Source organism: Rhodonellum psychrophilum GCM71 = DSM 17998, assembly GCF_000381545.1.
GTDB classification, from domain to species: domain Bacteria; phylum Bacteroidota; class Bacteroidia; order Cytophagales; family Cyclobacteriaceae; genus Rhodonellum; species Rhodonellum psychrophilum.
This window is the reverse complement of the sequence record NZ_KB906693.1, coordinates 9734-30404: the sequence shown is the minus strand read 5'-3', so window position 1 is coordinate 30404 and position 20671 is coordinate 9734. Positions and strand designations below refer to the sequence as shown.

Below are 20671 nucleotides of genomic sequence, written 5' to 3'. Positions count from 1 at the left end.
ATTGTGGATAATGAATATTGTTAAAGAATTTTTTTATTGTGATCTGATTAAGCTTCTACTATCATTTTACCGGTATTGTCTCCTTTAAACAAGCCGAGTAATGCCTTCGGTAAATTTTCAAAACCATATTCAATGGTTTCGGTAGTTTTTAGTTTCCCTTCTTTCACCCATTGAGCCAATTGTTGGATACCTTCGGGAAACTTGTCTTGGAAATCACCAATAATAAAACCCTGCATCAACACACTCCGAGTGAGTAACATCGGCTGCAATCTTGGCCCCATGGGCACCTCCGTGCTGTTGTATAAAGCGATCTGCCCGCACAAAGGGATCCTTGCGTGGAAGGCAATATTTTTAATGACCGCATCTGAAATTTCGCCTCCCACATTATCAAAGTAGACATCCACCCCTTTTGGGCAAGCAGCTGCAATTGCTTTGTTCATGTCGGGTGTGGTTTTGTAATTAATGGCCTCATCAAATCCAAAGTCAGTTTTCAGCAGCTTTATTTTCTCATCCGATCCGGCAATACCGACCACATGACAGCCTTGTAATTTGGCAATCTGCCCTACTACGATGCCAACCGCACCTGCAGCACCTGAAACGACCACTGTTTCGCCGGCTTTTGGCTTGCCTATATGCATCAACCCGAAATAGGCCGTTAATCCCGTCATGCCCAGCACGCCGAGGTAATGGCTGGGAGAAGCCAGGTCAGTATCGACCTTTTTGGCTTCTTTCTCGGTTGCAATAAATTCTTTTTGCCAAGGAAAATGGCCGATCACCACATCACCACTTTTAAATTGATCCGATTTGCTTTCCACTACTTCGGCGATTACACCTCCATTTAAGGGCTGGTCAATTTCAAAAGGGACAACATAAGATTTCGCATCGTTCATTCTGCCACGCATATAAGGGTCAACGGAATAATACATGCCCTTCAATAAGATTTCGCCAGGCTTTAATTCCGGTAGATCAATCTGTACCATTCTAAAGTCATCACTCACGGGCAAGCCCTTTGGCCTAGCTGAGAGTACTATTTGTTGCGTAGTCATTTTTGTTAGATTTCGTGTGGTAGAAAATTCGGGTAAGGGTCGGGTGATACCAGAATATAAATTTTACAAATCGTTCGTTGGTTTTACATTTCAACGAAGAAGTTTTTAATCACCGATAATACTGGTTGGACATGTTTAACTTCCAATCATGTCGTAAAGTTCACATCTGACCAATGTAATTTTATTTCTTGAATAAATAGCATCTTTTTAATTTTCAATACATTTTTATTGATTTATTCGTTTAAATATTTTATTTTTCTAGTCTGTCGTTTTAGCCTGATTGCAAACTTAAACCTGTTTTATGCATTAAGAATGCTATTCAATACTGTATTTATTTGATATTAGTCAGTTGTGTGATTTTATTGACTTCACCCTATCGGTGTCAGGAATTATTCTTCCAATCGTCTGATTTTATTGCAGTTTCAATTCCTTTAGGAAGCCTAATGACTCGCTACATTTAAAAGGATATCCAATTTAGCTCATCTCTTAAATATGAAACATTGATAAAAAATAATGGAGGAAATTGACTAGACTTTTGAAACAATGGCCCTAGCACTACAATTGAGCAGTAAATAAAAAATCGGCAGGGATTTGGACATGATTTAGTCCGAAATTTGCCAGTGAATGAAAAGCTTTTCTTGAAACAAAATCCTGAATTTTTCATTGGAATATATTGGGTAACCACCTAAAAACCAAAATGTCTATTCGTTTTGCAATCCCCCTCCCAGATGCCTCCGGTAGCTTCATTTCGTTCGCTCCCCTAAAAAAATCCGGGGCAACTCCCTTCATTCACCACCTTCCGGCACCGCACGACAATTGTAGCCTGCTCGCTCCTTATCAAGGAAAGCAGTATTCAACATCCATTAATTTTATTTCTCCCAAAACCCTTCTAAAAATTTCTCCCTTTCCTATTTCCGGAATCATTTTTTCGTTGGACTTTTTGACAAAACCATAGTCTTTCTTTGCTGAAAGTATGGAGATCCATTTCGATGACAGCTAATTTCCCTCTATTCCCCGGTAGTTCAAACCTTCCTGTTGGTCATCAATGAAAACCAAATGACAAACCTCCTCCGGCTTGCCAACCGAATAGATTTTTTAATCGTCATTTCTGCAGGTTTCCCGGTTGTATTTATGATCTATGCAAAGATCGGGGTTTCCGCCCACTAGCCAAGGGTCCGCTTTCCCCTGACAAAAAAAAGGGCTTTCCTAAAGGAAGCCATCCACGATTTTTTTTTAATACCCTTGTCATTAATGGCCAATTTCTTCCCCCAGTTCTCCGGCATCATCAAATTTAAAACCGCTAAACAATACAAATTTGAAAAACCTATATCAGAAAAGGCAGTAAAGTAAAGGATCTTGCCATCATCAGGGTATCTATCGCCAGAGAAACCCTGGAAGAAATCCTGAAAAGCCAAATGGTGGATTTTGAAGGAAAAGAATACTTCGTCTTCGAAGTGGCCGCCCTCAAAGAAGCAGACACCTACGGAAAGACCCACACGGCCTACATCAGCTAAAAAGTCCCTGCCCCAAAAAAGAAAATGGCCAGGGAATAGGACGCTGGAGAAAAGAAATGGCCCTGCGGATTTTTTTGGTGGTTTATGCATATGGATATAAATGGGTATGTGTGTATCCAAATTCCTTGTAAAATCAATTCATTCGAACCCTTCAAATTGACAAACGATTTAATTATATGTATCTTTGACAGTTACGTAAAAACACATTGATTTTTCAGTCAAACATATCGACCCAAATCTGCGATCCTTTTCAAGGAAAATTCATGCGTTTTTTAAAATCCACCCATAGTAAGGCCTTCGTATAGTTAGCCCCTGCTATAATTCCAATTCCTATATAAGCAGGGGACTCAAGTCCAAATCTCTTAAATGAGAAAAGAGGATTCTAATTTTTTTCTATATCGAAATTATCAATTAAAATTTAAAATCCATGAAACCAATTATCAAAAAATCCGATGAAAAGGCCATTCGCTTTCTGATGGAAAACCTTTCAGCTTCAGAAAGAACTAAAGAGATGGGCACATTACAGTCAGAATTGATGAGAGCAGAAATAGTTGAAGATGACAAAATTCCTGAAACCGTAATCCAAATGGGATCTTATTTTGAGGTTCAGGAAATATCAAGTAAAAAGAGGCTACGGTATTCGCTCACATTTCCAAAGCAGGCAAACTTGGCGGAGAATAAACTCTCCATTTTCTCCCCAATCGGCGTCGCTTTGATCGGATTCCATCAAGGTCAGGAATTTGAGTGGAATTTGCCTGCAGGTATGAGAAAGTTCAAAATTGAAAAAGTATCGCAACCTACCCTGAGTTCTGCCGAATAACAAAATCCCTTTCCCTAAGTACTCGGGAAAGGGATTTTGTCATTCAGGGAATCCAGACAAGTCGGGCTACTCAATATTTCAAAAAAGCAGATACTGCAAGAATTAAATTTACCGGAAAAGAATGGGATTTTCACATGTCACGTACCCCCTACTTTAAATCGTGTTCTGGCCTCTTTTCCTAAATTGTCACCATAAACCCAATCAATTCCATCATTAATGAATACCTATGGCAAAACCTATGTGTCCACCTTGACATCATCAGGGTATCCATCGCAAGAGAAACCCTGGAAGGGATCCTGAAAAGCCAAATGGTGGATTTTGAAGGAAATGAATACTTCGTCTTCGAAGTGGCCGGCCTCAAAGAAACGGATGGTTTCGGAAAGACCCACACCACTTACGTCAGCAAGAAAGTAGCAGCCGCAAAAATGAAGGGCTCTCTAAAAAAGTAAGTTAAATCGTAGAAAAGGCCCATCGGGGCTTATTTGTTGGTTTTTTGTTAAACAAATGTTCTCCATTTCTAATTTTATTCCATCCTGAAATTGCTTAAAAATCAGTCTTTGTTTCCTGTTTTTGACCTCTGCAGATCGGCACGATGCATTTTTCTCTAAATAGTGTGATTTTAATGGCGTTTCGGGAACCCCATTAGGAAACGGTATATACATTTCCGGTAAGATGTATTTTTTATATCCGTATATCTATATATCCGTGCGGTTAACTCCATAGGCGTATATGTGGATATATGGAGTTTAAGATGGTGGTTTTTTTTACCCGTATCGATTGCCATCCACCCACCATTAATTCAGAATTGCACCGCTTGGCAATGTCCTTTACTTTATCAGAATCTGGAAAAATATTCCAGAATGCGAGATAGTAAATACATCACTGGAAAAGGATTTGGTAGAAGTTGGGCTGAAGGGTCAAACTTCTACCAAATCCTGTTTAAAGAAAGGATACCTGATATTTCACCTCATTTAATTCAATGTTGAAAATTGCTTCTGGCAAATTTGGAGAGGATACCCGGATCTCTGTAAGCTTGTAATGAAACTGTAGCTTATTTTGATCGGATGCAGGGAAATCTTTGGTCTGCCTGCTTTCTTTGACATGATCGGAACTCCAGGCATACAGATCGGTGATTTTTTGATAAAATTTAGGTTGACAGTCTCTGATTCCACGAATGCGTTCCCGCAATTCCTCAAAAAAATCCTGGCGAAAGTTTATTCCTTGCTGGCATCTTCATCATCCAAAACAAAACCTTTGATGATAAACTCATTCAGCGTTTGGGTTGCCCACTCGCGGACATTATTGATCTGACTCTAATTCAAAAAATATTTTACAGCCATTATGGCCTCAAAATGATAGCATTTCCTACCATTGGGTACTTTCGCCCCTAAATTTCTACCTCACCAATCATAACTCCTTAAAACAATAATTTTGTTTCCCCTGATCCCCTGCCCTTCCAGCTCCAATATGCATTCACCCAATTCTTCCTTGTCCCATTTTTCTGCATGAGCAAATGCTTTTTTGACAAAGGCCTAACGTTGGTGTCTTATGGCAATCCGAACACTGGAAACCTTAACAGGGTTGAGGAGATTTTGTGGATTTATGTCGATGCTGTTTTAGGTTCTTGGCCCCCTCAACGTTTGTTGATTTATTTATCAGATTCATGTCTATGATTTAAACAAAAATCAGGAAAGGATACATTGGGGCGTTTTCATTGTTTTTCGACCGAAAAAATGGGCTTCCGTTACTGGGTAAAAGGCACAAAAATTGGGAATCCGGTTTGGTACTCGTAAGGATCCCATTCGTTCGGTCCAAGGCGTAGGAATTTTGAGAAGCCGGGTGGACCAATGGCTACCGCAGGAATAGGATTTTGCCGTTTTGACATGCTGGGGCCTTTTTATTCAAGGAAAAGATGGGCCAAAAGTCATTGACTGAAAAACAGTCTTCGGCGTATCGAAAAGATTATGTTTGTTTCCCTTGCCAATGGGAAGACGGGTGTTTGCTCAATCGGCTTAAAGACGCTTTATGGCTCACTGCCCCATTGAATTTGAAATCAACATGCTAAAATCATCCCGACTTCTGTTTCCTGGTCAAAGCGCATCAAAATAGTGTAGCCTTAGAAACTCCATGATTACTGCTGCGGTGACCTTGCTGATGAAGTATTTCATTTTTATGGTGAATAGATGGCAGGAGTCGTCTCATTTGAGAGTTAGGCTTTTCTTTTGCAAGGCGCCATTTTCTTTTCGAACGCTGTTTGGTTCAGGTATTGGAATTTCCCCGATCTGCCCCTTTCTGGGATAGGAAGAGATTCTTGAACAAAATTTGCCTGTTTTTGTCAAATTATCCACAAACTTGGTTTTGTTGCCACATTCCAAAAGGTGTATTGTCAAGCATCTGAAATGGCGGAGGATCTTGATGGGAAATATTTTGCCATTGCCATCCTACCGAATTTTTGGAAATTTCACGAGATCTCAAAGGGATATCATGTGAAATTTGGCGTGACCCTTCCTTACCAAATCAATACCTCGTCACGGCTTCTTCTTTCATAAAACCTGAAAAGATTGAGTGCAACCGAAAATTCATGCACCGCACCAGGCATTAAGTAGCTGTTGGCCATCGGGAATTCATAAGCATAACCCAAGCGTAGCTTTCCAGTCAAAAACCCGATTTGTCCATTGGTCGCATAATCCAATCGATGTCCAGCTCCGATCCACACGCGATCCATCAAGAGCACTTTTATATTGAACTCGGTAACGTCAGGGAGATTTTTTCTGGATCGGTAAAAGCCATTGGCCGTAACCGATAGGTTTTCGGAAAGGGCATTCCGGTATCCTGCCTGAACCATTTGCTCCGCTGGATAGCCATCCATGAATTCATCCCCATTCTGGATGCTTCCACCGTTTACCCGGTGGATTCCATAGGAAAAATAGTAGTTGGCATGGGTCAATGCCATTCCAACGTTGAAATCCAAGACATTCAGGTTGCTGAAGCTGCCCAGGTACTTGCCGATAGTGGGATCGCTTGCCTCCTCAGCGCTAAGCGCATTTCCATCCAATCTGATACTTTGGTAACTCACTCCCGTCCCCAGGCGGAGATTATGACGCTCAGACAGCCGAATCCGGGCTGCATAGTTGACCGTGATTTCGTTTTCACGAAACGCACCATAATTGTCCTGAAGCAAATTGACCGAAAAAGCATTCTTTCCCAGTAAGCCTGGATCCACCTCGCCCGCCAACTCACCGAAATCCATCTCGGCAGAAATAAAGTAGGTCTTGGGTGCGCCTTCTATCCCTCCCCACTGGTTGCGGACAAATCCCCTGACCACACTCCCCTCATATCCAGTCAAGGCCGGATTGAAGTAGCCCTGAAAATGCGAAAACTGGCTGATAAACTTGCGGGATTGCGCCTGAAGATTTCCTGAATGGGAAAATAGGGCAACCAAGAGTCCCAGTATGATATTCTTTTTAATCCGTTTCATTTTGATTTCGGTTTTTTTGTTGGGAAAACCGAAGGAGTACAACTGTAGCCCTTCGGTTTTATGGCTTTTACTATTTTCTTAACAAGGTCAAGACACCTCTTCTTAATTCATCCGTTTCTTTGGATTCCAGTATCCAATAATAGGATCCCACAGGCATTTCCTTTCCTTCGAAAATACCATCCCAACGCACCGCTGGGCTTTCTGTGTAGAAGATTCGCTGTCCGCTTCGGTCAAACACCTGAACCGTGCCGCCTGCGAAATATTTCAGATCCGGAATTCCCCAGGTATCATTGATCCCATCCCCATCCGGAGAGAAAGCGTTGAAAATCGTGATTTCGGAAATATTCTTTCTGTCCCTCAGAATGGTAAATGACTTTTCAATCACATTCCCATCCCGGTCCGTAACCCGAACCAAGATCTGGAACTGGGTCATTCCAGCTGCTTCTTCCGAACTGCTCCAGAACAAGAAATCGGACTTGATTTCGAAATAGACATTGTCGGCCGCTCCGGGGACAAGTTCGACCGTATGGATTTGATCGATTTCATCGATGACCGTGAAGTACCCGATTTCCTGGAAGAACACCTTTGGATTCGGAATAAAGAGATTGTTGGATAGGGCTATGTCCCTCGGCGCTTGCTTGGGCAGGACAATTACTTGCAAGGCCGCTTTTTGAGCAGATGGATTCAACACGCCTGCAGGAAGGTTTACCGTTCCGAAGACTGTATAGGTACCCCTCTTCAGCAAGTTGAGGGTCGACTTGTCCCACGTCACTCCATAGCTCAGGATCTGGCCGTCTTGTGTCAGCACATTCACTTGTTGCGGAAGGACCGGATCAACTGACCATGGGGTTGTCACCGCATCTCCTGTCAGGAATTCGGCAAGTTCCGCTGGTATAATCTCGAAATCACTGCCTTGAAACTCAATTTGGTAATTGGCTCCGGCAGAGAGGCTACCTTGGCTTATGGCATATACTCCCACTGTCTCACCCGACAGTCGGGTCAAAACACCTGTAAGCATTGCTTCCAAATCGGAAAGCTGGAAACCACTGGCAGCAAAGGTTAGCGCAGGATCAGGATTACCAAAAATCTTGCTTTTGGAATCCGATATGATCTGCAGTAGGGCCTGAATGATTGTCAGCGTACCGTCCACCATCGTAATCGCATAGTTCTGGTCTGCTCCTCCGGTCAACGTGATCGGATAGGTTCCGGCATTGGATCCCAGCAGGGCCAGCGTACTGATGCTCGGCTCAGTTTCTACTTTCGTATCGCCATTGGCCAATCCTTCATAGCGGATGGTCAGCGCTGGGTTGGTTTCACCGTACACTTTGGACTTGTCCTCTGCCGTGATCGTCAATTCCTTTTTGCCAATCGTCATGCTACCCGCTTCCAAAATGATGGAATAGTTTTCGTCTGATCCTCCCGTCAAGGCAATCGCATAAGTTCCAACTCCCGAGGATTGAAGGGCGGTCGTGGAGATATTCGGTTCCACTGCCGCTTTCGTATCTCCATTGACCAGACCCGTGTAGGTAAAGGTCAAGGTTGGATTCGCTTCACCGTAGGTTTTCTGCTTGTCGTCCGCTCGGATGGTCAGGTTTTTTTGGCCAATGATCAAGGTTCCGTTCACCAAGGTGATTGCATAGTTCTGATCTTCCCCTTGTGTCAAGGCAATCGGATAATTTCCAACGGCTGATGATTGAAGGGCTGTTGTAGAAATGTTCGGTTCCACTGCCGCTTTCGTATCCCCATTGACCAGACCCGTGTAGGTAAAGGTCAGGATTGGATTCGCTTCACCGTAGGTTTTCTGCTTGTCGTCCGCTCGGATGGTCAGGGTTTTTTGGCCAATGGTCAAGGTTCCGTTCACCAAGGTAATTGCATAGTTCTGATCTTCCCCTTGCGTCAAGGCAATCGGATAGGTCCCAACGGCTGATGATTGAAGAGCTGTTGTAGAGATGCTCGGTTCAACTGCCGCTTTCGTATCTCCATTGACCAGACCCGTGTAGGCAAAGGTTAAGGTTGGATTTGCTTCCCCATACACTTTTGACTTGTCATCGGCTGTCACCGTCAAGACCTTTTGACCTATGGTCAACGTTCCGTTCACCAAGGTAATTGCGTAGTTTGGATCAGCGCCACCGATCAATGAAATCTGATATGCTCCCACATTCGAACTTTGCGTGGCTGTTGTGCCAATGCTTGGTTCGGCGTTCACTTTCGTATCCCCATTGACCAAACCTGAATAGGTAAAGGTCAGCGCTGGATTGGTTTCTCCGTAAACTTTGGATTTGTCCTCCGCTGTGATCATCAAATCCTTTTGGCCGATTGTCAGCGTTCCATTCACCAATGTGATGGTATAGTTCTGATCCGCTCCACCGGTCAAGGTTATTGGATATGTACCCACATTCGATCCTGAAGTTGCATTCGTGCCGATGCCAGGTTCGGTAGCCACCTTTGTCTCTCCATTGACCAAACCAGAGTAAGTGAAAGTCAAGACCGGATTTGGATCTCCGTATACTTTCGACTTGTTCCCTGCTGTGATGGTCAAGACTTTCCTGGTGATCACAAAGTCAGCTGTTGCAAAGTCAACTGTATAATTGGCTCCTGCGCTCAGCGTACCCTTTCCAATCGCATAGCTGCCGACATCTTGCCCTGCTGCTCTGTCGAGTGCACCTGTCAGGATGCTTGCACTGTCTCCGTTTTCAAAACCGTTGACGGTGTAGGTGAATATGGGATCGCTCTCACCGTAGACTTTCTGTTGATCAGTACCAGCAGTCACCTGAAGCGCTTTTTTGACGATCGTAAATACTGAACCGATATAATCGATTGTGTAATTTGATCCCACATCCAGTGTGCCGAGCCCGATGGAATACGTTCCCACGTTTTCACCAGGCACTCTATCGAGTGCACCAGCCAAAACAAATTCGCCGTTTTCAAAACCGGATAGCGAATAGGTGAAAATAGGGTCTGTCTTACCGTAGACCTTGGTCTGTCCTTGATCTGCTGTGACCACTACAGTTTTCAGGGTTATGGCAAAATTTGCTCCGGTGTAAGAGATGGTATAATTGTCTCCAGCATCCAAGTTGCCTTGGTTGATGGCATAGTTGCCTACGTTTTCACCGGAAATCCTTGCAAGTGCTCCTGTCAGGATACTTACATCGTCCCCGTTTTCAAAGCCGGAGGCTGTGTAGGTAAAGATTGGATCTACTTGTCCATATACCTTTTGTTGGCTCGGGCTTGCTGTGATGGTCAGTGTTTTCTCCGTGATCGAGAAATCCGCTCCCGTGTACATCAAGGTATAATTGTCACCCGCATCCAAATTCCCTTGGTTGATGGCATAGTTCCCTACATTTTCGCCGGAAGTTCTTCCAAGAGCTCCCGTCAGGATACTTGCATCGTCTCCGTTTTCAAAACCGTTGGCGGTATAGGTGAATATCGGGTCTGACGCACCATAGGCCTTGGTCTGGTTCGCATCTGCTGTCACCACGAGGGTTTTTAGGGTAATGACAAAATCTGCTCCGGTATAGTTGATCGAGTAATTTTCACCTGCATCCAAGTTGCCTTGATTGATCGCGTAGCTGCCTACGTTTTCCCCAGAAACCCTTGTAAGTGCTCCCGTCAGGATACTTGCATCGTCTCCGTTTTCAAAACCGTTGGCGCTATAACTGAATATCGGATCAGCAGCTCCGTAAACCTTGATCTGGTTCGCATCTGCTGTGACAACCAAAGTTTTCAGCGTGATCGCAAAATCAGCTCCTGTGTAGGCAATCGTGTAATTGGCACTCGCGCTCAAAGATCCTTGGTTGATGGCATAGTTCCCTACTTTTTCGCCGGAGATCCTTCCGAGTGTGCCCGTCAGGATGCTCGCATCGTCCCCGTTTTCAAAGCCGGAGACCGCATAACTGAAAATTGGATCAGCGGCACCGTACACCTTGGTCTGGTTCAGATCTGCTGTGACAACCAAAGTTTTCAGCGTGATCGCAAAATCAGCTCCGGTGTAAGCAATCGTGTAATTGGCACCTGCATCCAAATTGCCTTGATTGATCGCATAGTTGCCCACGCTTTCACCGGAAATCCTTGTAAGGGCTCCCGTCAAGATACTTGCATCGTCTCCGTTTTCAAAACCAGTAACCGCATAACTGAATATCGGATCAGCGGCTCCGTAAACCTTGGTCTGGTTTGCATCTGCTGTGACCACCAAAGTTTTCAGCGTGATCGCAAAATCAGCTCCGGTGTAGGCAATCGTGTAATTGGAACCTGCATCCAAGTTGCCTTGGTTGATCGCGTAGTTCCCTACGTTTTCACCGGAAGCCCTTGCAAGGGCTCCCGTCAGGATGCTTGCATCGTCTCCGTTTTCAAAACCAGTGACCGCGTAACTGAATATCGGCTCAGTGGCTCCGTAAACCTTGATCTGGTTCGCATCTGCTGTCACCACGAGGGTTTTCAGGGTAATGACAAAATCTGCTCCGGTGTAAGCAATCGTGTAATTGGCGCCTGCATCCAAGTTGCCTTGGTTGATCGCGTAGTTCCCTACGTTTTCGCCCGAAGCCCTTGCAAGTGCTCCCGTCAGGATGCTCGCATCGTCCCCGTTTTCAAAACCAGTGACCGCGTAACTGAATATCGGATCAGCGGCACCGTAAACCTTGTTCTGGTTTGCATCTGCTGTGACAACCAAAGTTTTCAGCGTGATCGCAAAATCAGCTCCGGTGTAGGCAATCGTGTAATTGGCACCTGCATCCAAGTTGCCTTGGTTGATCGCATAGTTCCCTACGTTTTCGCCGGAGATCCTTCCGAGTGTTCCCGTCAGAATGCTTGCATCGTCGCCATTTGCGAAATTCGTCGCCGTATAGGTGAAAATAGGATCGAGCGCCCCAAAGATTTTGCCTTGACCCGGATCTGCCATGATGCTCAAGGTTCTTGACCTGATGTCAAAATCCGAAGCCACAAAATCAATCGTATAGTTGGTACCAGCATCCAAGTTGCCTTGATTGATCGCGTAGTTGCCTACGTTTTCTCCTGAAACCCTTGCAAGTGCTCCCGTCAGGATACTTGCATCATCTCCGTTTTCAAAACCGTTTGCTGTATAACTGAATATCGGATCAGCAGCTCCGTAAACCTTGTTCTGGTTTGCATCTGCTGTGACCACGAGGGTTTTCAGGGTAATGTCAAAATCTGATCCGGTGAAAGCAATCGTGTAATTGGCACCTGCTTCCAAGTTGCCTTGGTTGATCGCGTAGTTGCCTACATTTTCCCCAGAAACCCTTGTAAGTGCTCCCGTCAGGATGCTCGCATCGTCTCCGTTTTCAAAACCAATGACCGCATAACTGAATATCGGATCAGCGGCTCCGTAAACCTTGGTCTGGTTCGCATCTGCTGTGACCACCAGGGTTTTCAGGGTAATGACAAAGTCTGGTCCGGTGTAAGCAATCGTATAATTGGCACCTGCATCCAAGTTGCCTTGGTTGATCGCATAATTGCCTACGTTTTCGCCTGAAGCCCTTGCAAGGGCTCCCGTCAGGATGCTCGCATCGTCCCCGTTTTCAAAACCAGTGACCGCATAACTGAATATCGGATCAGCGGCACCGTACACCTTGGTCTGGCTCGCATCTGCTGTGACCACGAGGGTTTTCAAGGTGATCGCAAAGTCTGCTCCGGTATAGTTGATCGAGTAGTTGTCACCTGCGTTCAAAGCACCTTGGTTGATTGCGTAATTGCCTACGTTTTCGCCCGAAGTCCTTGTGAGTGCTCCCGTCAGGATACTTGCATCGTCACCGTTTTCAAAACCGTTGGCGGTATAGGTGAATATCGGATCTGACGCACCGTAAACCTTATTCTGGTTCGCATCTGCTGTGACCACCAGGGTTTTCAGGGTTATGACAAAATCTGCTCCGGTGTAAGCAATCGTGTAATTGGCACCTGCATCCAAGTTGCCTTGGTTGATCGCGTAGTTGCCTACATTTTCGCCTGAAACCCTTGCAAGTGCTCCCGTCAGGATACTCGCATCGTCTCCGTTTTCAAAACCAGTGACCGCATAACTGAATATCGGCTCAGCGGCACCGTACACCTTGGTCTGGTGTGCATCTGCTGTCACCACCAAGGTTTTTAGGGTAATCGCAAAATCTGCTCCGGTGTAAGCAATCGTGTAATTGGCACCTGCATCCAAGTTGCCTTGGTTGATCGCGTAGTTGCCTACATTTTCGTCTGAAACCCTTGCAAGTGCTCCCGTCAGGATACTCGCATCGTCCCCGTTTTCAAAACCAGTGGCGGAATAGGTGAATATCGGATCTGACGCACCGTAAACCTTGCTCTGGTTCGCATTTGCTGTGATGACCAAAGTTTTCAGGGTAATTGCAAAATCTGCTCCGGTGTAGGCAATCGTATAATTGGCACTCGCGCTCAAAGATCCTTGGTTGATCGCATAGTTCCCTACGTTTTCGCCGGAGATCCTTCCGAGTGTTCCCGTCAGAATGCTTGCATCGTCTCCGTTTCCGAAATTCGTCGCCGTGTAGGTGAAAATAGGATCGAGCGTTCCAAAGATTTTGCCCTGACCCGGATTTGCCATGATGCTCAAGGTTCTTGACCTGATGTCAAAATCCGAAGCCACAAAATCAATCGTATAGTTGGTACCAGCATCCAAGTTGCCTTGATTGATCGCGTAGTTGCCTACGTTTTCGCCGGAAGTTCTTCCAAGTGCTCCCGTCAGGATACTTGCATCGTCTCCGTTTTCAAAACCAGTGACCGCATAACTGAACGTAGGCTCAGCGGCTCCGTAAACCTTGTTCTGGTTCGCGTCTGCTGTGACCACGAGGGTTTTCAGGGTGATCGCAAAATCAGCTCCGGTATAAGCAATCGTGTAATTGGTTCCTGCATCCAAGTTGCCTTGGTTGATCGCATAGTTCCCTACGCTTTCACCGGAAACCCTTGCGAGGGCTCCGGTCAGGATGCTCGCATCTTCACTCGCCACGAATCCTGAAGCTGAATAGGTGAATGTAGGATCTGAAGCTCCATAGACCTTTTGGAGAGTTTTATCAACTTGAATGGTAATGGTCGCAGGATTGACGAAAAAGTCTTCCGGGCTGAGAATCAGGGTATAATTCGGGCCTGCATCAAGGCTACCCAAGGCAAAGGCATAGGCGCCCGCATCTTCCCCCGGCGCACGTGAAAGTAAACCTTGAATGCCGCTGATATCGTCACCAGGATTAAATCCAGAAGCCGTGAAGGTGAATGAAGGTTCTGCCGATCCATAAACTTTGTTTTGATTGACAGTTGGGGTGATGGTTAACGGTGATGGCACATCGTTATCGGTAATGGTAACCGTGGCTTCAGCAGGAGAACCTACAGAAACCAGCGGATTGTTGGTCTCTACCAACCTGATGATCACTGTTTCATTGCCTTCTACATCGATATCGTCAATCACCAAAACGGGGATAATGACGCTGCTCGTATTGGCAGGGAAGACAAAAGAGCTTCCTATCGTGGTGTAATCTGTTCCATTGGTAGCTGTTCCACTCACCAAGATGGTCACTGAAGTATTTGCCGCAAACAGATTGCTGGACAACACTTCAAATTCCCCGTCAGTACCCGCTTCGTCAGCTTGGGTTATCGCGCTGATGGTTAAAATTGCCGGTAAAAGTTTTTCAACTGTGTCGCTTTCTTCGGCTCCTGCATTTCCGGAAGGATCGGTGAGTGTAACAATAAGAGTCAATTCACCATCAGGAAGTGTACTCACATTTATGCCATCAATGAATTGATTGATATTACTTACTGTACCATTTCCTGTCACCGGGGTCCCTCCTCCACTGCTGCTGATAGAATAGGAATAAGTGGTGCCAATTTCTCCGTCAACCAAGTTGAAACTAAAATCATTCTGATTCACACCATTGATTCTATCCGGAACAATCGACACTGAATACCCGGTTGGATTAATGGTATCCACGGAATAATTATTGGAATTGGAAATTCCAGATCCCGTATTTCCTGCCAAATCCTGATAACCGGTATTGTCCAATGTGATCAGGTTAGTGGCATCTTCCACTCCGCTATCCGGAGTTAAAGTAGCTGTCCAGGTAATCCCTCCATCCGAAGAACTCAATCCGGAGAGGCTACCGTTTTGAATTGTGAAATCATCGAGCGTTAATCCATTTACTGCTTCCGTGAAAGTAATGGTGACAGGACTTGTCTCTCCCAAACTCAACTGCGTATCCGAAACAACCACTGTGGCAGTTGGTCGCCTCGTATCAATTGCGTAATTGTTGGAAGTTGTTATTCCTATGCCTGTATTTCCGGCTTGATCAGCAACTCCCACATTAGCGAGTTCGATCACATTCGTCGCATCTTCCACTCCGCTTGATGGAGTTAAAGTAGTTGTCCAGGTAATCCCGCCATCAGCCGAACTCAATGCGCTAAGGAATCCATTGGAGACTGTCAAGTCAGCAGTGGTAAACCCTATCACCGCTTCACTGAAGGTGATGGTCACCTGAGTTGTCTCTCCCGAGATCAATTGGGTATCCGCTACGACCACACTTGCGGTTGGTCTTGAGGTGTCAATGGCGTAATTGTTGGAATCGGTAGAGCCTACACCTGTATTTCCAGCCAGATCCACCACACCGGTTTTATCCAGGGTAATCAGATTGGTGGCATCTTGTACATTTGTATTTGGAGTGAAGATGGCCGACCAAGTACTTCCACCGTCAGCAGAGCTGAGTCCCGAAAGCGTCCCATTTGCCACGGTAAAGTCACCGGCGTCCAAGCCTGAAACCGCCTCATTGAAAGTGATCGTAACTGTGGTGCTTTCACCGACGGATAAGGCGGTATCATTTATGACAATGTTTACGGTTGGCCTAATGCCATCAATCGATAAGGTTGAATTGGCCGAGAGTGAATTCACAGTGCCCGGTGCAGGCAATGTCAGCAATGCGTCCAAGGTCTCTGCATTCGTGATCTTTGCTCCGTTAAGCAACAAGGCTGCTGTTCCGGTATAATCCAGATCTGCGGTGCTATTTCCTTCTTGAACGGTGTACTGAAAAGTCAGGATATTGGTGCCGGATCCTGAAGTATAGGCGGCCAAAGCATCTGAGACACCTGTCTCCAAACTCAAAGTCGGAATACCCAAGTCGGTATCCACTGTGAGATTTTGGTCAAACCTGACCTGTATCGAAATCACCTCCCCGATTTTATAGAGCCCGTTGGTTGTAATTGAACTGACGGAAGTCACCACTGGATTGATTGCATTGACCGTAATCAAAATCATGTCTGAATCGGTCTGAGCACCTCCGGATCCATTTAATCCCAGGTCACTGGTCGTGATTGTTACGCTCGCCAATCCATTGTAATTACTAGTTGGATAAAATGTCAGCGTGCTTATTGCTGTATTTATGTTGGCGATTGAGCCTCTGAAAGTCATGCTGCCATCAGCGGTTCCATCCCCGGTCGTAAAGGTCAGTCCTGTTACACCGGCTAAAGTCAGTACTCCATTGGTAGCGCTCAATGAAACCTCTACCGTGCCACCCCCTGCATCGACATCAGAAATCGAGACCTGATTTGCGTTTCCTAAACTGAAGGTTAAAGAAGCATTTTGATCGACTTGCTGATCACCTGGCACGGCATTCACAGGAGCATCGTTCACCGCTGTCACGATTAAAGTCAGATCGGCAGCATCAGTTTTCGACCCTCCAGAACCGGTATTCCCTTGATCGTCTATTTCAATTGCTAAAATTACATCTTGAGTGCTGTTAAGGCTAGTGGTAAAAGTCAATTCCTCGTTGGATAAAAAGCTGTTGATCTCATCCACGCTCCCTGTTAAGGTAAGGCTAGATGAGCTTCCTCCAACGCTTACTTCCGCACTTGAGCTTGCAGCTAAAGTTCCACTGCCTACTTCAAATGTGACCAACACATTAGATGTGCCCGCATCTATATCCGTAAAACTTATGCCTGTCAAGGCTTTTGGTTCGTCTTCGAATACGGAAATCGTATTTGGCGCTGTGATGACCGGTGCGTCGTTTACACCCTGAATGGAAAGTTCAAAGAAAGTTGATACAGAAAATTCTCCATCATTGGCAATGATCTCTATCGCAATCACTCCCGAATTATCATTTCCCGGAGTTCCACTGAACGTTCGGGTCAGTTCACCAAAACTCAGCCAAGCTGGAAGTGCTCCGCCTCCGGCCAATTGAGCGGTATATGTCAAGACATCCCCAATATCAATGTCATTGAAGGTATTGGCTGCAAATTGGAAGTTGAATGCGATATTTTCGGTAGCATTTTGATTGGGAATCGGATTGGCGACTGTCGGTGCATCATTCGTATTGGCCACAATAATATCAAAGGTGTCTGTGACCGTTCCGCCATCACCATCGTTAGCAATGACATCAATGCTGACCGTTCCAACATTCGCATTCAATGGAATACCACTGAAGGTTCGCGTCAAAGGATCAAAGCTCAGCCAGGAAGGCAAGGCTCCGCCTCCGGAAAATTGAGCGGAATAGGTCAAGGCACTACCCGCATCCACATCTGCAAAGGTATTGTTGGCAAACTGAAAATTGAAGACTGCATCCTCTGTAGCGTTTTGATTGGGAATCGGATTGGCTACGGTCGGTGCATCATTCACCGGAGTGATGTCAATTTGGATTTGACCTAAACTTACGTTAGTTCCACCACCTGAACCTGTATTTCCTCCATCATTTGCGGATACGGTCAGCGTAGCGGCGGCGACCCCATTGAGATTCAAAGCGGGATTATATGACACGTTGGTATTGATACTGAGGTAACTTTCGATATTTGTCACTGTACCAACCAGATTTGCTACAGAAGTCCCGTTTCCGATAATGGAAATTATCCCTTGCGGATTCGCAAATCCCAAAGTCCCTGAACTGACAGTTAAGATCAGGGTCACATCATTTGATCCGGCATCTACATCGTTAAAAGTCCCTGCGGAAAGCGCATTGCTCAAGTAACTTGGAGAAACATCCTCCACTACGGTAATCGAAGCCGGCAATCCTATAAAGGTCGGGTCATCATTGATTCCAAGGATATCGAAAGTTGCCGAAGCCACCGCTGACGTGGATGTCCCATCATTGGCTGTAAAAGAAATTCCTCCCGCGTTGGTCCCAAAAAGATCCGGCGTAGGTGCAAATGTGGCAGCAGCCAATGCTGTATTGATTTCTGCCAGCGTCCCGGAGGCTGTAAAATTGGCCGAACCGTTACCGGAACCTCCAAAGGTGATTCCGTCCGTTCCTAAAGAAAGTACTCCTCCAGTAATGGTAAAACTTAAGATTTGATTGTCTCCTTCTCCATCGCTTACACTCATCCCTGAAATCAAAACAGGAGCATTGTCTTCCTCCACTGTTGGAGATGTTGGCGGAGTGGCTGTTGGCGTCTGGTTTACATTTGAAACCAATATAGAATTTCCACTCAGATCAGCAATAACTACCGCAGGATTCGTCCCGGCTGACCAATCTTCCGCGGCTGCCAAGTTGTAGGTGGTGGCATCAATCGCACTTAAGCCATTTTTATTCAAAATCGGCTTAATCGCTGCCTGATCTGTGGCTGATAAATTCAAGGTGAAGGAGGTTCCGTTGGTGATTTCAGCATTCTGCGTATCCGTGAGGGTGTACGTTGTTCCTCCTTCTCCAGTTAATGCAAAGCGAGTGGCCACAATATCGTTGGATGCGCCGGCAGACATAACAAACCAGGTTCCTGTTACAACTAATGAACCCGTAGACCAATTGTAAGTGGCCGAGGTAATACTTGGAACTGCAACATTTGAAACCGTAATTCCATTGCCAGTCAAGTCACTCATGTCGTTGGAGATTTCTGCAGCAGTTAGCCAGTTGTCTGCAGCAGCAAGATTATAGGTGGTGCCCCCTGTGGAGGCCATCCCATTCTTGTTGAAAATGGTCCCAAGGCTGAGACGATCTGTAGGAGACAAAGTCAGTGTGAATGAAGTCAGCGAGGTAATTTCCGAACCAAAAGTATCCGTCAACGTGTAGATCTCCCCTCCTTCACCAACCAGGGTGAGTTTTGAAGCATCCACATCCGCACCGGTTGAATTACTCAAAAAGTCTGTTCCAGTTACAACGAGAACTCCTGTGCCGGCATTGTATGTGGCAGAGGTAATGGTCGGAATGGGTGCCTCCTTAATGCTTGTATCTGTTGCCGCTTGACCCTCATTGGTGTAAGGATCGGTCAAGGTGAGAGAAAGCGTAATTGTACCCTTTGCCAATCCGCTGATGTCAATCCCGGTAAATTGTTGATTTGCCGATGTGATTGTGCCTGAACCAGTGACTGGTGTTCCTCCTCCCGAACTGGTGAATGAATAGCTTACAGTGGCACCGATTTCTGCACCTGCCATCGTGAAGCTGACAGCCGATGTGTTTGATTCATTGATCAGACTTTGGTCGATGCTGACCGAATATCCGGCCGGAGGAGTCTTATCGACTATGATTCCGACATTCGCAGCAACGGAGGTCGAGGACAATGTATAATTGACCGCATCGGAACCCGTGATGGAAAGTCCCGTCACAGTCACCTGAATTCCGGTTCCCGGCAAAGCTGAAGCATAACTTCCAGCCCCAGGATTGAGTACAGAAACACCATCAATGCCAATTAGACCCGTCAACTCCAGATTTTCATTCGCAATACTTGCTTGGGTAGTTCCATCTCTTTCTTTCTCAATTGTACCGATTAGATTTACAGTCAGAGATTTTCGGTTAACGGAGAGCTGAATGTGATTTGAAATTGCTTCATTCCCGCATGCATCCATGGCTACTACACGATAGCGGTAGCTGTTGTGGGAAACGGGTGGCTTAGTGATCACCAAAGTTGAGGTGGCTGTACCTGAGTAAATTCCAGCATTGGTCAAAGCAACGTAATCAGTCCCCTCATTTGAACTTACCTGCCATTGGTAGGAGCCGATAGTTCTGCTATCGATTTTTGTAACTGTAAACTGAGTATTTCCTCCGTAAGTGATTGTATTGACCCCTGTTGGATTGTTTAAAAAATTAAAAGGTGTAATGACAAAATTCAGTGCTTTTGGCAACTGAAATCCCGATGGAACAGCATCTGGTTGGTACGTATCCTCAAAAATCCAATTTGTGTTTTGATTGAATACTGCAACTATGTTTGAAAAAAGTCCACTAAAACTATTAGATGAGATGACCGCATTGCTAAACCCATTGTCTATACTGCTTACCAAGCTTACATTTTGCACATTCGCAGCATTAAGAGCTACTGGTAAGAATGATTCGGAGGAAGTCAGCCTATCAGCCAGAAGGCTGGTCCAACTTTGGTTCAAGTTGATTCCTGCAATAAAAGTGGGACTGTTCACAGTACCTGTGAAAGCAAAAAGCTGATCCCCTGAAATACCGAGATCCAAATAGAGATCAGGGTTATTTGGTGTAGCTCTGACTCCTGAAACCGTACCCAAAGTGGCGGCAAGTGCATATTTAGCATCTATTGTAATCTGAGTACCTGCTTCCACCCCACCCACCGGTGCGGTCCACTTGATGATTCCGTCGGTTAGGGCTTTAGTGGTACTTTGAAATGAGTTGGAAGTAGTCCAGCCCAGGTCCGTGAAATGGATCTCAAAATTTTCACTCACGTCCTGAAGGAGGACGAAACTGAAGCGATCATTTCCACTCGTGCCATCCACTCCATCATCATCGAGATTGACTCCCGAGAAAACCAGGTTCCCTGGAAACAGGATACATTGGGCATAAAGAGAATTGATTCCCAAAAATAAGAAAGCAAGAAAAATCCCTAGACTTTTGAACACATTTTTCATATCGTATGGCTGAAGACCCTAAAAACTGCTTCCTGGATGGAG

The 20671-nt window shown here is 45.5% G+C and carries 8 protein-coding genes; 2 read left to right on the top strand and 6 right to left on the bottom strand.

Features of this window, described 5'->3' with window-relative positions; translation table 11 throughout:
* Window positions 1-47: 47 nt before the first annotated feature.
* Both F824_RS0122075 and F824_RS27600 read right to left on the bottom strand, forming a co-directional pair.
* Entirely contained in the window at window positions 48-1046 is a 999-nt protein-coding gene (locus tag F824_RS0122075; RefSeq protein ID WP_026333859.1) for an NADP-dependent oxidoreductase, read from the bottom strand.
* 1163 nt (window positions 1047-2209) lie between these two features.
* Window positions 2210-2650 carry a hypothetical protein gene (locus tag F824_RS27600; RefSeq protein ID WP_019600115.1) on the bottom strand — a complete coding sequence of 147 codons (441 nt, stop codon included), beginning with the start codon at window positions 2648-2650 and terminating at the stop codon, window positions 2210-2212.
* 337 nt (window positions 2651-2987) lie between these two features.
* Between F824_RS27600 and F824_RS0122050 the strand changes: the two genes are divergently transcribed.
* Window positions 2988-3380, top strand: coding sequence for a GreA/GreB family elongation factor (locus tag F824_RS0122050; protein WP_019600114.1), 393 nt, complete (start codon window positions 2988-2990; stop codon window positions 3378-3380).
* A 308-nt stretch (window positions 3381-3688) separates the two neighbouring features.
* Window positions 3689-3829, top strand: a complete 141-nt coding sequence (locus F824_RS28045; protein ID WP_248691077.1) for a hypothetical protein — start codon at window positions 3689-3691, stop codon at window positions 3827-3829.
* 490 nt (window positions 3830-4319) lie between these two features.
* Here F824_RS28045 and rhuM read toward each other — a convergent pair whose 3' ends face one another.
* The 4 genes from rhuM to F824_RS26400 all read right to left on the bottom strand — a co-directional run bounded on the left by rhuM (window position 4320) and on the right by F824_RS26400 (window position 20629).
* The gene (gene rhuM / locus F824_RS28205; protein ID WP_081625032.1) at window positions 4320-4598 is read right to left on the bottom strand and encodes a RhuM family protein; all 279 of its coding nucleotides are present in this window, start codon (window positions 4596-4598) and stop codon (window positions 4320-4322) included.
* A gap of 526 nt (window positions 4599-5124) precedes the next feature.
* Entirely contained in the window at window positions 5125-5265 is a 141-nt protein-coding gene (locus F824_RS27590; RefSeq protein WP_022582401.1) for a hypothetical protein, read from the bottom strand.
* A 624-nt stretch (window positions 5266-5889) separates the two neighbouring features.
* A complete protein-coding gene (locus F824_RS0122025; RefSeq protein ID WP_019600110.1) occupies window positions 5890-6858 on the bottom strand; it encodes a PorP/SprF family type IX secretion system membrane protein in 969 nt (322 codons plus the stop codon).
* A gap of 70 nt (window positions 6859-6928) precedes the next feature.
* Entirely contained in the window at window positions 6929-20629 is a 13701-nt protein-coding gene (locus F824_RS26400) for an MBG domain-containing protein (protein ID WP_019600109.1), read from the bottom strand.
* Window positions 20630-20671: the final 42 nt, after the last annotated feature.